12 protein-coding genes and 1 pseudogene are annotated in these 14,228 nt (G+C 67.7%); 2 read left to right on the top strand and 11 right to left on the bottom strand.

From position 1 onward, the window contains the following. Positions 1 to 279: 279 nt before the first annotated feature. The 3 genes from FHW84_RS20045 to FHW84_RS20035 all read right to left on the bottom strand — a co-directional run bounded on the left by FHW84_RS20045 (position 280) and on the right by FHW84_RS20035 (position 2,501). Positions 280 to 582: a hypothetical protein gene (locus FHW84_RS20045; protein WP_167257755.1), complete on the bottom strand. Its 303-nt coding sequence runs from the start codon at positions 580 to 582 to the stop codon at positions 280 to 282. 76 nt (positions 583 to 658) lie between these two features. Next, positions 659 to 1,864 (bottom strand): M23 family metallopeptidase, encoded by a 1,206-nt coding sequence (locus FHW84_RS20040; RefSeq protein WP_167257754.1) that lies wholly within the window; start codon positions 1,862 to 1,864, stop codon positions 659 to 661. A 148-nt stretch (positions 1,865 to 2,012) separates the two neighbouring features. Continuing rightward, entirely contained in the window at positions 2,013 to 2,501 is a 489-nt protein-coding gene (locus tag FHW84_RS20035; RefSeq protein ID WP_167257753.1) for a peroxiredoxin, read from the bottom strand. Between the two features lie 245 nt (positions 2,502 to 2,746). Here FHW84_RS20035 and FHW84_RS20030 point away from each other — a divergent pair. Together FHW84_RS20030 and FHW84_RS20025 are read left to right on the top strand one after the other, a co-directional pair. Beyond that, positions 2,747 to 3,082: pseudogene (locus FHW84_RS20030) on the top strand (Hsp20/alpha crystallin family protein); the annotation flags it as partial. A gap of 110 nt (positions 3,083 to 3,192) precedes the next feature. Beyond that, the gene (locus tag FHW84_RS20025) at positions 3,193 to 4,092 is read left to right on the top strand and encodes a J domain-containing protein (protein ID WP_167257751.1); all 900 of its coding nucleotides are present in this window, start codon (positions 3,193 to 3,195) and stop codon (positions 4,090 to 4,092) included. A gap of 209 nt (positions 4,093 to 4,301) precedes the next feature. Here the strand turns inward: FHW84_RS20025 and pilH are convergent, their stop codons facing one another. From pilH to FHW84_RS19985, 8 genes are all read right to left on the bottom strand, one after another. Then, positions 4,302 to 4,667, bottom strand: coding sequence for a twitching motility response regulator PilH (gene pilH, locus FHW84_RS20020; RefSeq protein WP_026634409.1), 366 nt, complete (start codon positions 4,665 to 4,667; stop codon positions 4,302 to 4,304). 84 nt (positions 4,668 to 4,751) lie between these two features. Continuing rightward, a complete protein-coding gene (locus tag FHW84_RS20015) occupies positions 4,752 to 5,750 on the bottom strand; it encodes a YhdH/YhfP family quinone oxidoreductase (RefSeq protein ID WP_167257750.1) in 999 nt (332 codons plus the stop codon). Positions 5,751 to 5,773: 23 nt separating this feature from the next. Next, positions 5,774 to 6,370, bottom strand: a complete 597-nt coding sequence (locus FHW84_RS20010) for a TIGR00730 family Rossman fold protein (RefSeq protein ID WP_167257749.1) — start codon at positions 6,368 to 6,370, stop codon at positions 5,774 to 5,776. Positions 6,371 to 6,558: 188 nt separating this feature from the next. After that, a complete protein-coding gene (gene lpdA, locus FHW84_RS20005) occupies positions 6,559 to 7,986 on the bottom strand; it encodes a dihydrolipoyl dehydrogenase (protein ID WP_167257748.1) in 1,428 nt (475 codons plus the stop codon). 179 nt (positions 7,987 to 8,165) lie between these two features. After that, on the bottom strand, positions 8,166 to 9,371 hold the full coding sequence (gene odhB, locus FHW84_RS20000) for a 2-oxoglutarate dehydrogenase complex dihydrolipoyllysine-residue succinyltransferase (protein WP_167257747.1): 1,206 nt from the start codon (positions 9,369 to 9,371) through the stop codon (positions 8,166 to 8,168). Between the two features lie 6 nt (positions 9,372 to 9,377). Beyond that, complete coding sequence (locus FHW84_RS19995; RefSeq protein ID WP_167257746.1) at positions 9,378 to 12,215, bottom strand: 2-oxoglutarate dehydrogenase E1 component; 2,838 nt, start codon at positions 12,213 to 12,215, stop codon at positions 9,378 to 9,380. A 246-nt stretch (positions 12,216 to 12,461) separates the two neighbouring features. Next, positions 12,462 to 12,965 (bottom strand): hypothetical protein, encoded by a 504-nt coding sequence (locus FHW84_RS19990; RefSeq protein WP_167257745.1) that lies wholly within the window; start codon positions 12,963 to 12,965, stop codon positions 12,462 to 12,464. Then, positions 12,962 to 14,149 (bottom strand): cupin domain-containing protein, encoded by a 1,188-nt coding sequence (locus tag FHW84_RS19985; protein WP_167257744.1) that lies wholly within the window; start codon positions 14,147 to 14,149, stop codon positions 12,962 to 12,964. The genes FHW84_RS19990 and FHW84_RS19985 overlap by 4 nt, the downstream gene beginning before the upstream one ends. Between the last annotated feature and the right edge of the window lie 79 nt (positions 14,150 to 14,228).

Genomic DNA, 14,228 nt, shown 5'->3' with positions numbered 1-14,228 from the left:
TACGTAAACGCACTGTGGTTTCGTGTAGACCCAGGTTAATCAGACTACCGCAGCCGTCCACTGCTCCTTCTAGTCGCGTCGCGAGCCTTTGCTCTCAGGCCATTTTCTCTTTGGTTACTTTCTCTTTGGGCCAGCAAAGAGAAAGTGACTCGGGCGCCGGCAGGCGTCCGGAATGCCCGCTGCATAAGCGGCCAAATCGCGTCAGCGCAAAAAACCAGGCGATACCGCAAAAGGATCCCGGCCTGCGCCGGAATAACGGGCACACCCACCACGCCACACTTATTCGTAAGTGGTGACAGTCAACCGCGCATCACTCCCGGCATAGCCGACGAAATACCGCAACAGCTCGGGTGTATCGCCGCCAGCCAGCGCGGTACTCAATAGCTGCTTCCGCGCGCTCGCGGAATTCCCATCCGGCAACACATGCACACCGGCAACGCTCAACGGCGCCGCAGGCGCCACCAGTCTTCCGGTGAATTGAATCCGCCCTTGTTCGGCTTGCGCGGCAGCGGGCGACAGCAGCAGGGTGGCGATGGCGAAACCGAAGGCGGGCCGCGTGCGGCCGGTATGACGAAGATCCATGGATAAGCATTCGAATAGTGAAGGTGACCGTAGATGTATCCGGTCACCTAGGACTATTCCTTGAGGTATTTCCCGATCAAGGCGATTTCGTCGTCGGGGATACTGCTTTGAAGACATACGGCGGCGTAAAGCTCAGCACCGACAGCGGCGCCGGCAGTTCTCCTCGGCGCACCACGACGCTGGCCGACGGCAGCCAGTGTTTCTGCTCGCCGAAATCGCCGATCGAGGCATAGCTGCCAACCCAGCCGAACTGGTCGAACGCATAAGGCAGGCCCTCCGCATCCAGCGGCACGTTCGCGTCGGCGACATGCATATGCAGATGCGGGCCGGTGGTTTCACCGGTGTAGCCGAGGCGTCCGATCACGTCGCCGCGATGCACTGCCTGGCCGGCTTTCACCGTGATGCTGCCGGTCTTCAGGTGCTCGTAGAACACATAGTGCCCACCGCCCAGGTCCAGGCTCACGTAGTTGCCGGTGGCGTCCTGCAGCGGCACGCGGGTGGGTTTGCCGGGGTCGACTTTGGCCGGCTCCGGCATGCCGTCCAGCGCGGCGGCGATCCTGCCGTCCGCTACAGCCAGCACTTCTTCGCCGTAGCCGAGCCAGTGGTTCTTGTCGGTGGGATCGCCCTGGGTGTAGCGGCCCTGCGCGTCGACCTTGATCCAGTCGACGGCGAAGCGTCCGGGCACGTGCACCGCGCCGTTCACCGCGTACAGCGTGCGGCGATGGCCGCGTGGCCATGCGCTGTCGTAGATGGCGACCCAGTAGCCGCCGCGCAGCGGCGGCGAGAACACCACGGGTGCGGGCCCATGCCGCAGCGTGAGCTGGCCGCCTTGCGCCTGCACCGCCGTGCCGTCGTCGCGTGCTGCGCTGAGTTCGTGGGTGAGATGCAGGTCCGCCGGCGCTTCGTCGAAGCTCAGGTTGAGATACACCACGGCATGCGCGCCCGGCGCGATCGTCGCATCGCCTTTCTTGCCGGACATGCCCGGCCCGCCGAGCAGCGCGCGCAGTGCGGTTTCGTCGTAGTCGCGCAGCACGCGGCGGTTGTCGGCATCGAGCACGCGCAGCTGCTTCGGCTGCAGCGGGTCGGCGGCGTAGTTGTCCAGGTGCAGCTCGTACAGCAGCTGCCATTGGCCGTTGACCTTGACCGGCTGAGGCTGCCACGGCACGCGCAGGTCGAAGGTCTGCACGACGGGGGCGCGCTGCGCGAAGGCGGGGGATAGCGACATGCCGAGAAGCGCGATGGCGAAGGGAAGGAGCTGGCCGAACGTCGAAGCGGATTTCATGAGTCCCCCGATGGCGATGCCGGCCAATGTGGGAGACCACGAAGCGGCGCGCTAGTGCCCACACACCATGACCAATGGCGGGCGCCCCACGGTGTTGGGGTTCGCCTGCGGCGCACCCCAACCTACGCCGGTCGGTACCGAGAGGGTGCTAAGCGTCGACTGCGGCCAGCATCGCCTCGGCACTGGACACGCGAAATTCGCCCGGCGCTTCCACCTGCAGCTGCCGCACCACGCCGTTCTCCGCATACAGCGCGAAGCGGCGCGAACGCAGGCCCATGCCATACGAAGCGCCGTCGAGTTCCAGCCCCAGCGCGCGGGTGAAACTGCCATTGCCGTCGGCCAGCATCAGCATGCCGGGCGGCACCTTCTGGTCGCGCGCCCAGGCCTGCATCACATAGGCATCGTTGACCGCCATGCAGATCACGTCGATGCCGCGCTGCTGGAATTGCGCGAAGCGCTGCACGTAGCCGGGCAGATGCTTGTTGGAGCAGGTCGGCGTGAACGCGCCGGGCACGGCGAACAGCACCACTTTGTGCTGGCCGAACAGCGCGGCGGTCTGGCGGGTTTCGATCTGGCCGTCGACGATGGCTTTGATCTCGAGGTCGGGCAGGGCCTGGCCGGGCTGGATCGTGGTCATGGGAACGCACTCTGCAGAAAGGGTAAACGCGGGGATGCTAGCGCCTCGGGGCCGCGGCTGTCGTCTTGGCTGGTCATCTTGAATCGCCGCGGCGCGCACCTATCTATCCAGGCAGGCGGTGATGGCACCGCAAACCTGTTCGAGGATTCACCATGTATCTGGGACGTACGCTTTCCTGGCCCCGGCAGCGCCTGGGCGACCATCTGTTCCAAGTGGAGCAGCCCGTCAACGCCAACACCGGCGAGGCGCAGTGGGCGCCGCGCGTGGACATCAAGGAAGACGACAAGCGCTTCGTGATTCTGGCCGACATCCCGGGCATCGACCCGGCCGGCATCGAAGTGAGCATGGACAAGGGCGTGCTCACCATCAAGGGCGAGCGCAAGCAGGAGGCCCCGGCCGAGGGCGAGCGCCACACCCGTGTGGAGCGCGCGCACGGCGCCTTCCTGCGCCGCTTCGCGCTGCCGGACAGCGCCGATGCGGAAGGCATCACCGCGCACGGCCGCCACGGCGTGCTGGAAGTGTCGATCCCCAAGCGGGCCGAGAGCGCGCCGCGCCGCATCACTATCGAAACCACGCACTAAGCGCGCACATCAGACGCTTGCGTGTTGCGGCTACGGCCCGCCACGGACCATGATCCGTGGCGGGCCGTCCGCGTTGTTTGGACTTGCAGCAGCCATTGGCGGGAGTGGCAGTGGAATTCAAAGACTATTACGACACCCTGGGCGTGAAAGCGGACGCCAGCGAGGCCGAGATCAAGGCGGCCTATCGCAAGCTCGCCCGCAAATACCATCCGGACAAGAACAAGGAAGCGGGCGCCGAGGAGAAGTTCAAGGCCATCAACGAGGCCAACGAAGTGCTGCGCGATCCGGAAAAGCGCCGCGCCTACGACAACCTGCGCGCCGGCGGCTACCGCGGCGGCGAACAGTTCCGTCCGCCGCCGGGCTGGGGCCAGGGCCAGAACTTCGATTTCGGCGGCGGTGGCGGCGGCGATTTCAGCGACTTCTTCGAAAGCCTGTTCGGCCGCGCGGCCGGCGGCGCGCACGGCCAGGCGCGCGCCAGCCGCGGCAGCGACATCCAGGCGCAGGTGCAGATCGAGCTGCAGACCGCTTTCGACGGCGGCCGCACGCGCGTGGCCCTGCACGACGGCAGCGGCAACGAGCGCGTGCTGGAAGTGAAGATCCCCGCCGGCATCCAGCCCGGCCAGGTGATCCGCCTGTCCGGCCAGGGCCACCCCGGCCGCGGCGGCGGCCCCAGCGGCGACCTGCTGCTGGAAGTGCAGTTCCGCGACGACGCGCGCTTCCGCCTGGACGGCCGCAACGTGCTCCACGTGCTGCCCATCGCCCCCTGGGAAGCCGCCCTGGGCGCCACCGTGCCGGTGCCGACCCTGGCCGGCACCGTGGACCTGCGCATCCCCGCCGGCTCGCAGTCGGGCCGCAAGCTGCGCCTGAAGGGGCGTGGCCTGCCGGGAGCGCATCCGGGCGACCAGCTGGTGGAGTTGTCGATTCGTGCGCCGGTGGCGGAGTCGGAGGCGCAGAAAAAAGCCTATGAGGCGTTGCGCGATGAGTTCGAAGGATTCGATCCGCGGCGTTGATTAAAGCCCCTCTCCCACCGGGAGAGGGGTTGGGGTGAGGGTACGGGCGGAGCGCAAGAGTGATGCGCACGGCTCCGGCCGAACCCTCATCCGCCTGCCGGCACCTTCTCCCGGTGGGAGAAGGAATCAGGATTAAGTACCGAGGCAATCATCAATAAAAAAACGGCGCCCCAGGGCGCCGTTTTTCTGTACTGCTTCGCCTCGCCAGTTCAGGCCGGCAGCAGACCCTTCAGCGTCTCCACCAGCTCTTCTTCCTTGATCGGCTTGGTCACATAGGCCTTCGCACCCTGGCGCAGGCCCCACACCTTGTCGGTTTCCTGGTCCTTGGTGGTCACCAGGATCACCGGGATGTGCTGCGTTTCCGGATCCTTGCTGATGGTGCGCGTGGCCTGGAAGCCGTTGAGATTGGGCATGACCACGTCCATCAGGATGAGGTCGGGCTTCTCGCGCTTGGCCACCTCCACGCCGGCGGCGCCGTCTTCCGCAGTCAGGGTCTCGTGCCCCAGCTTCTCGACGATGCGCTTGATGCCCAGCAACTGCGACGGCGAATCGTCGACGATCAGAATACGTGCCATAAGGTGGGAGTCCCCTTGTTGTTTCGTGTTTCGAAGGATTCTAAGCCGCGCTAGCGGCTCTTCCAAGTCGGTTCAGCTTGGGCTTTACACTTCAAGTCTCACAACTGTGCGCCCGAACGAGTCGCCTGCCAGCATGCGCTCGAAAACGCCCGGCAGCTCATCCAGGCTCACTTCGCGAGTGGCGATCCGGTCGAGGTGCCGCGGTTTCCACTCGCCCGCCAGCTTTTCCCATACGCGCTCGCGCTGGTCCCGCGCGGTGCCGGCCGAGGCCACGCCCAGCAGGTTGACGCCGCGGATGATGAAAGGCATCACCGTGCTGTCGAACGCGATGCCGCCCGCATTGCCGCAGATCGCCACGTTGCCGTAGGGCGCCACCAGCGGCAGCAGGCCGGCCAGCATGGCGCCGCCGACGTTGTCCAGGGCGCCGCCGAAGCGCGCCGAATCCATCGGCTTGCCGCTGAACACCAGCTCGTGGCGATCGATGCAGGCGCTGGCGCCGAGGCTGCGCAGGAAGTCGAAATGGTCGGCCTTGCCGCTGATCGCATGCACGTCGTAGCCGGCGCGGCTGAACATGTCGATCGCCAGCATGCCCACGCCGCCGGAGGCGCCGGTGACGGCGATCGGACCCAGCGCCGGCGTCTGGCGGTTGTCTTCCATCTGCAGCAGGGCCAGCGCGGCGGTGAAGCCGGCGGTGCCCAGCACCATGCTTTCGCGCAAGCTGAGGCCGGCGGGCAGGGGGATGGTCCAGTGCGCGTCGAAGCGCGCGTATTCGCCGTAGCCGCCGTCGCGCACTTCGGAAAGGCCGCTGCCGGTGCACAGCACCGCATCGCCTTCCTTGAACTTGGGGTCGGTGGAAGCCACCACGATGCCGGCCGCATCGATGCCGCCGTTGAGCGGGTACTGGCGCAGGATCTTGCCCTTGCCGGTGCCGGCCAATGCATCCTTGAAGTTGACCGAGGACCAGGCCGTCTTCACCAGCACCTGGCCGGCGCTGAGCGCGGCGGTGCTCATGGTTTCGATGCCGCCGCGATAGCCGGAGCCGTCGTTGTGGATGCGGAAGGCGCGGAACTCGATGTCGCTCATGGCGTGGCGTCCGGAAGGATGGGTCAGGCTTCGACGCTGCTGCGGTCGATCCACTTGGGGCTGTAGTGGCCCTGGTAGTGCTCCATCCAGTGGAACAGTTTTTCCATGCTGTCGCCGAACCACACGCTGTCGCGCTGCTCGGCGCGCACGAAGCGCTCGTCCACCATGTGGTCGAGCATGCCGCGCAGCTGGCGATAGTAGCCGCGCACGTCGAGAAAGGCGCAAGGGAAGCTGTGCAGGCCCAGCTGCGCCCAGGTCAGCATCTCGAACATCTCGTCCATGGTGCCGAAGCCGCCGGGCAGGGCGACGAAGGCGTCGGAGCGCTCGAACATGCGGGTCTTGCGCTGGTGCATGGTCTCGACCACTTCCAGTTCGCTCAGGCCCGCGTGCGCCACTTCGCGCTCCACCAGCTGGCGCGGGATCACCCCGATCACCTTGCCGCCGCCCGCCAGTACCGCATCGGCCACCGTGCCCATCAGGCCGACCTTGCCGCCGCCGTAGACCAGGGCGATGCCGCGCCGCGCCATCTCGGCGCCGAAGGCGCGCGCCTGCTCGGTGTATTCCGGCGAGCCGCCCGGGCTCGAGCCGCAATAGACGCAGATGGCGGTGGGCTGGGGCATGGGGGTCTCCGGGGAAAAGGAATTAGGGGGCGACGGCAGGTCGCGGGGATGTGAAGGAAGCCGGCTTTTCGGAGCTGTCCCCGAAAACGGACGGCCCGCCCATGTCGCCATGGACGGGCCGCGCCGGTGATGCCTGGATCCCGGCTCGACGCGCAGCACGCGCCGTCCGGGATGAGGTCGTCCTGACCTCAGTTGCCCTTGTGGATCGCGCGCTTGTCCACCGACAGCGCGGCTTCGTGCACGGCTTCCGACAGCGTCGGATGGGCGTGGACGATGCGGGCCAGGTCTTCGGCGGAGCCCTTGAACTCCATCGTCACCACGGCTTCGGCGATCAGCTCGGACACGCCCGGGCCGACCATGTGCACGCCGAGCAGGCGGTCGGTCTCGGCATGGGCCAGCATCTTCACCTGGCCGACGGCCTCGTTCATCGCCACGGCGCGGCCGATGGCGGCGAACGGGAAGGTGCCCACCTTGTAGGGGATGCCGGCGTCCTTCAGTTCCTTCTCGGTCTTGCCGGCCCAGGCGATTTCCGGTTCGGTGTAGATCACCCAAGGAATGGTGTCGAAGTTGACGTGGCCGGCCTTGCCGGCGATCCACTCGGCCACCGCCACGCCTTCCTCGGAACCCTTGTGCGCCAGCATCGGGCCGCGCACGGCGTCGCCGATGGCCCACACGCCGTCCACGCCGGTGTGGTTGTGGTTGTCGACCACGATGCGGCCGCGCTCGTCCAGCTTCACGCCGGTGTCGTCGGCCAGCAGGCCGGCGGTGTAGGCGCGGCGGCCCACCGCCACCAGCAGCTTGTCCACCACCAGCTCGTGCGCGCCGTCCTTGTCTTCATAGGTGAGTGCAACCTCGTTGCCCTTGACCTCGGCCTTGGTCAGCTTGGCGCCGAGCTTGATCTTCAGGCCCTGCTTGGCGAATTCCTTGGCGGCGATCTTGGCCACGTCGGCGTCGGCCACCGAGAGGAAGTCCGGCAGCGCTTCGAGGATGGTCACGTCGGCGCCCAGGCGGCCCCACACGCTGCCCAGTTCCAGGCCGATCACGCCGGCGCCGATCACGCCCAGGCGCTTCGGAACTTCCGGAAAATCCAGCGCGCCGGCGTTGTCGACGATGAACTTGTTGTCGAACCTGGCGAACGGCAGCTCGATCGGCACCGAGCCCGAAGCCAGGATCACATTGGTCGCGCTGATGGTCTGCTTGCTGCCGTCGTTCGCGGTGATCTCGACGTTGTTGCCTTTGAGCAGCTTGCCGGTGCCGTAGAAGGCGGTGACCTTGTTGGCCTTGAACAGCTGGCCGATGCCGCCGGTGAACTGCTTGACGATCTTGTCCTTGCGGCCGACGAAGGTGGCCACGTCGATCTTCGCGTTGTCGGCGGTGATGCCGTGCACGGCGAAGTTGTGCGTCAGGTTGTGGAACTGCTTGGACGAATCCAGCAGCGCCTTGGACGGAATGCAGCCCACGTTGAGGCAGGTGCCGCCGAGCGCCTGCTTGCCGTCCTTGCCGGTGAAGGCGTCGATGCAGGCGGTCTTCAGGCCCAGCTGCGCGGCGCGGATCGCGGCCACGTAGCCGGCCGGGCCGGCGCCGATGACGATGACGTCGAATTGTTGCTCGCTCATGTTATTCGCTCGCGGGAATAGGGAAGGGGGAATAGGGAATCGGAAAAGCCAGGATGCTATGAGGGCGACCCGCTATTCCATCAACCAATCAAGGCAGCGAAGAGCGGGAATCGTGGGAGGGGGTTTTACTATTCCCTATCCACGATTCCCGATTCCCCGGTCTTTGATCGCAAAGGCGATCAAAGACCCAGCAGCATCCGCTGCGGATTCTCGAGCTGGTTCTTGATGTCGACCAGGAACAGCACCGCGTCCTTGCCGTCGATGATGCGGTGGTCGTAGCTCAGCGCCAGGTACATCATCGGCGCGGCGATCACCTGCCCGTTCTCGACGATGGCGCGGTCCTTGATGGTGTGCATGCCCAGGATCGCGCTCTGCGGCGGGTTCACGATCGGGGTCGACAGCAGCGAGCCGAAGGTGCCGCCGTTGGTGATGGTGAAGGTGCCGCCCTGCAGGTCGTCCAGGCCCAGCTTGCCGTCGCGCGCCTTCTTGGCGTACTCCAGGATGCCCTTCTCGATGTCGGCGAAGCTCTTGTCCTGCACGTCGCGCAGCACCGGGGTGACCAGGCCCTTGTCGGTGGACACGGCGATCGAGATGTCCTGGTAGCCGTGGTAGACGATGTCGTTGCCGTCGACCGAGGCATTGATCACCGGGTGGCGCTTCAGCGCCTCGGCGGCGGCCTTGACGAAGAAGCTCATGAAGCCGAGCTTCACGCCGTTCGACTTCTCGAACTGCTCGCCCAGCGTCTTGCGCATCTTCACCACCTCGGCCAGGTTCACTTCGTTGAACGAGGTGAGCATGGCGATCGAGTTCTTCGACTGCATCAGGCGCTCGGCGATGCGCGCGCGGATGCGCGTCATCGGCACGCGCTCTTCCGGACGCGCGCCCGGGGTCGGCTTCGCGGCCGGGGCTGCGGCGGCCGGCGCGGCAGCGGCGCCGCCCTTGCCGTAGTTGACCAGGTCTTCCTTGGTCACGCGGCCGTCGCGGCCGGTGCCGGCGACCTTCGACGCGTCGATGTTCTGCTCGGTGGCCACGCGCAGGCCGGCCGGGGACAGGTCCGCGCTGCCCTTGGCGGCGGCGGGAGCCGCGGCGGCCGGGGCGGGGGCGGCAGCCGGCGCAGCGGCGGCGGGCGCCGGCGCGGCGGCCACGGCGCCTTCCTCGATCACCGCGATGACCTGCTGGCTGGTCACGGTGTCGCCGGACTGGAACTTCAGTTCCTTGATCACGCCGTCGACCGGAGCCGGCACTTCGAGCACCACCTTGTCGGTCTCGAGGTCGACCAGGTTCTCGTCGCGCTTGATCGCGTCGCCGACCTTCTTGTGCCAGGTGGCGATGGTGGCGTCGGAGACAGACTCGGGCAGAACGGGCACTTTGACTTCAATGGACATCGGGTCTTACTCCGCAGCGTGGTCGGTGCCGATCGGCGCGACCAGCGCCTGCTCGACGAGTGCCGCCTGTTCGGCGACGTGGGTATTGAGGTGGCCGGCAGCCGGCGCCGGCGAGCGGGCGCGGCCGGCGTAGGAGAGGCTCTGCTTGGCGTTGACGCAGGCCTGCAGGTGGTGGCGGATCTGGAACCAGGCGCCCTGGTTCATGGGTTCTTCCTGGCACCAGATCACTTCCTTGGCGGAAGCGTACTTTTCCAGTTCGGCCACGACCTGCGGACGCGGGAACGGATACAGCTGCTCGACGCGCACGATGGCGACGTCGGCGAGGCCCCGCTTCTCGGCGTCTTCCAGCAGGTCGTAGTAGACCTTGCCCGAGCACAGCACCACGCGCCTGACCTTCTTGGCCGGCAGCTCGCGGTGCTCGCCGATCACCAGCTGGAATTCGCCGTTGGCCAGTTCGTCCAGGCTGGAGATCGCCAGCTTGTGGCGCAGCAGCGACTTCGGCGTCATCACGATCAGCGGCTTGCGCGTCGGGCGCACCATCTGGCGGCGGATCATGTGGAAAGCCTGGGCCGGCGTGGTCGGCACGCAGACCTGCATGTTGTCCAGCGCGCACAGCTGCAGGAAGCGCTCCAGGCGCGCGGAGGAATGCTCCGGACCCTGGCCTTCGTAACCGTGCGGCAGGAACAGCGCCAGGCCGCACAGGCGGTTCCACTTCGACTCGCCCGAGCTGATGAACTGGTCGATCACCACCTGGGCGCCGTTGGCGAAGTCGCCGAACTGGCCTTCCCAGATGTGCAGGGTGTAGGGGTCGGTGGTGGCGTGGCCGTATTCGAAGGCCATCACCGCCTCTTCGCTGAGCAGCGAGTCGATCACCTCGACGCTGGCGTTGTCGCGCAGCGTGGCCAGCGGCATGTAGGTGTGGCCGTCCTTCTGGTCGTGCAGCACCGCGTGGCGGTGGAAGAACGTGCCGCGGCCCACGTCCTGGCCGACCAGGCGCAGGTTGTAGTTCTGGTCCACCAGGGTGGCGTAGGCCAGGTTCTCGGCGAAGCCCCAGTCGCCCGGCAGCTCGCCCGCGGCCATCTTGCGGCGGTCGTCGTAGATCTTGGCCACGCGCGACTGCAGCGTGGTGTCCGACGGCACTTCGAGAATCTTGTTGGCCAGCTCGACCAGCTTTGCCTTCGGCACGCCGGTGTCGGCCTGGGTGGACAGCTTGCCGCCGATGAACTGGTTCCAGTCCACCTCGATGTCCTTGACCAGGGCGCTGGTCAGCTCGGTCATCGGGTCGCCGGCTTCCAGGCGCGAGCGGTACTCGTCGACCATCTTCTGGGCGTCGCCGTCGGCGATCACGCCTTCCTTGACCAGGGCCTGCGCGTACAGGTCGCGCGTGGTCGGGCGGGCGCGGATGATCTGGTACATCACCGGCTGGGTCGCGGCCGGCTCGTCGGCCTCGTTATGGCCGTGGCGGCGGTAGCAGACCAGGTCGATCACCACGTCCTTGCGGAACTGCTTGCGGAAGTCGTAGACCAGGCGGGTGGCCTGGATCACCGCTTCCGGGTCGTCGCCGTTCACGTGCAGCACCGGCGCGTTGACCATCTTGGCCAGGTCGGTGCAGTACAGCGTGGAGCGCGCGTCCTGCGGATTGGAGGTGGTGAAGCCCACCTGGTTGTTCACCACGATGTGCAGCGTGCCGCCGATGCGGAAGCCGCGCGCCTGCGACATGTTGAACAGTTCCATGTTCACGCCCTGGCCGGCCAGGGCGGCGTCGCCGTGGATCAGCACGGCCATGGACTGCTGGCGCTCGCTGTCGCGGCGGCGGATCTGGCGCGAATGCACCGAGCCGGCCACCACCGGGTTGACGATCTCCAGGTGCGACGGATTGAACGCCAGCGCCACGTGCACGCCGCCGTTGGGCGTCTTGACGTCGGCGGAGAAGCCCATGTGGTACTTCACGTCGCCGGAGTGGGCCGGGTCGTCCGGGTGCTCGAACTTGCCTTCGAACTCGTTGAACAGCGTCTTCGGCGGCTTGCCCAGGATATTGACCAGCATGTTCAGGCGGCCGCGGTGGGCCATGCCGACCACGACTTCCTTGATGCCGTTGTCGCCGGCCGTGCGCACCACCTCGTCCACCATCGGGATCAGGCTGTCGCCGCCTTCCAGCGAGAAGCGCTTCTGGCCCACGTACTTGGTGTGCAGGTAGCGCTCCAGGCCCTCGGCGGCGGTGAGGCCCGCCAGCACGCGCCGCTTGCCGGCCGGGTCCAGCCCGGCGCTGCCGCCGGCCTTTTCCAGGCGGGTGTAGATCCAGTTGCGCTGCTCATGGTTGCTGATGTGCATGAACTCGGCGCCGATGGTGCCGGCATACACCTTCTTCAGGCGCGCCAGCAGCTCGCGCAGCTTCATGCGCTGGCCGCCGCCGGCGAAGTTGCCGCAGTCGAATTCGGTGTCGAGGTCGGCGTCGCTCAGGCCGTGGAAGGCCAGGCCCAGGTCCGGCGCCGGCAGCTTCTCGGCCAGGCCCAGCGGATCGAGGTCGGCGGCCAGGTGGCCGCGCGAGCGGTAGGCGGTAAGGATGCGCAGCACCGCGGCCTGCTTGCGCGCGTGCTCGTCGTCGACGGGGGCGGCGACGCCCACGGCGCGCTGCTTCTGCGCGGCTTCGATGCGGGCGATCGCCGCGGAGTGCGGAACGTCACCGGATTCGCGGCCTTTGAAGGTCCCGAAATACTGGTTCCATTCGGCGGGGACCGACGCGGGGTCGGCCAGCCAGGACTCATACAACTGCTCTACGTAATCGGCGTTGCCGCCGGCGAGCTGGGACGAATCGAAGAACTCGCGAATCAGATTTGTGCTCACGTCACCACCGGTGAGGGAAGGGAGGCCTCAGGCCATCCGTCGACCTGGCGGATGGCGGGGAAAAATCCTGTTAATTATGGCCCCGGCTGCTGCACAGCGGCAACCCGGGAAACGGGTTCCAGGTGGGGTCGGAAGGCGTTATTTCGAGGCCGGAGGCTACCGACCATCGTCGTAGGCACGGGTTTTCGCCGGTTTCGCGCACGGCGGCCGCCCGCAGGCGCAAGCGGGTTGCCGTTCAGCCGGGCGCTAGAGATCGAGCGGCTGCAGCGCGGTGGCGCGGGCCGCACGCTCCCACGCTTCCTGGAAGTGCTGCTGCAGCGGCGCCTGGCTGGCGCGGTCTTCCATCGCGCCGCGGCCGCGCGGGCGCGGCGCTTCCGGCAGGAACAGATAGCCGCCGGCGTCGGTGAGCAGGTAGGCCGAGCCATACGTGCGGTCGGACTCCTCCACCGGCTCGCGCACCAGCACCGTGCTGGGCAGGCGCTGGGCCAGGGCGATCAGCCGGTGGCTGTCGCGCAGGGCCGCGGCGGGGTCGTGCAGGATCAGGCGGATCTCGGCGCCGCGGCCGGCGGTGGCGATGCGGCGCAGCTCGTCCAGCTCGGCGGCATGGTTATAAGCGTCGGTGGGCAGCGCGGGCTGGTAGATCGCCACGCGGCGGCGCGCGCCGCGCAGCAGCTGCAGGCGCATGGCTGCCAGCGTCTCGCCGCCGTCGACGACGAGCGTTTCCGGGGCGGGGCGATCCGATGGTTTCACCGGCGGCGCGCCTTGCGCGGCACCAGGTGGCCGTCGTTGACCAGCGCCAGCAGCAGCGCCCGCTCGGCGCCGGCCGGCGCGCGGCCGAACGCCAGCGTGCGTTCGGCGCACAGGCGCTCGGCCAGCTCGGCCGGCGCGGGGTAGGCCTGGCCGTTGGCGAACAGGGTGGCGCCGCCCTTCACCCGGGCCCAGGCCATGCGCGACCACGGATGGCGCAGCAGCTGCGCGCCGTCGCCCAGCAGCTTGGCCAGGGCGGCCTCGGTGCTGGCCTTGTCCGGCGCGGCCGGCGCGCGCGCCACGCGGTAGCGGGTGATGTAGCGGCCGAACCAGTCGACCAGGGTGGCGTCGTCCAGCGCGGCGAACGGCAGGGCCTCCCGCACGCGGGCCAGGGCGGCGCGGTCGATCTCGCCGGCATGTCTGGCCGGGGCCAGGTCCGGGTCGCGGTAGCGCTGCTCGTCGGGCAGGCGCTCCACCAGATAGTCGGCCAGGTCGCTGGCCAGTTCCGCGCGCGAGGGCGCGCGCATGCCCACCGAGAGGGTCATGCAGGGGCCGCCGAAGGCCACGCCGTCGTGCGGCACGCCCGGCGGCAGGTAGAGCATGTCGCCCGGTTCCAGCAGCCATTCGTGGGTGGGCTCGAAGTGCTTGAGCTGCTTCAGTTCTACGTCGTCGCGGAACTCGGTGGACGCCTGCGGATCGTCGCTGATCGCCCAGTGCCGCTGGCCCAGGCCCTGCAGCAGGAACACGTCGTATTGGTCGACATGGGCGCCGACGCCGCCGCCCGGCTCGGCATAGGAAATCATGATGTCGTCCACGCGCCAGTTCGGCAGGAAGCGGAACGACTCCAGCAAGGCCGCCACGTCGGCGTCCCACTTGTCCACGTCCTGCACCAGCAGGGTCCAGTTGGCGGGCGGGGTCGTGGCGAAGTCGTCCTCGCTGAGCGGGCCGGTCTTGACCGACCAGCGGTCGCGGCGCTCGTCGTGGACGATCAGGCGCGACAGGGCTTCCTCTTCCAGCGCCAGGCCGGCCAGGTCGTCCGGCTGCAGCGGGGGCGTGAAGTCCGGGAAGGCGTTGCGGATCAGCAGGGGGCGCTTCTGCCAGTAGTCGCGCAGGAACTGCGCCGGGGTCATGCCGAGGGGCTGGCGGGCGCTGCCGCGGACTTCGAGGGGGAGGGTGGGCTTGGTCATCGGGAGATTGTACGGGGCGCGGCGCGGCCGGCGTAGGTTGGGGTGAGCCGCAGGCGAACCCCAACAATGCGAGGCGCCC

This window comes from Dyella sp. SG562, from assembly GCF_011759495.1.
In the GTDB taxonomy this organism is placed as follows: domain Bacteria; phylum Pseudomonadota; class Gammaproteobacteria; order Xanthomonadales; family Rhodanobacteraceae; genus Dyella_D; species Dyella_D marensis.
The sequence above is the reverse complement of the archived record's forward strand: the minus strand, read 5'-3'. Positions and strand labels throughout refer to the sequence as shown.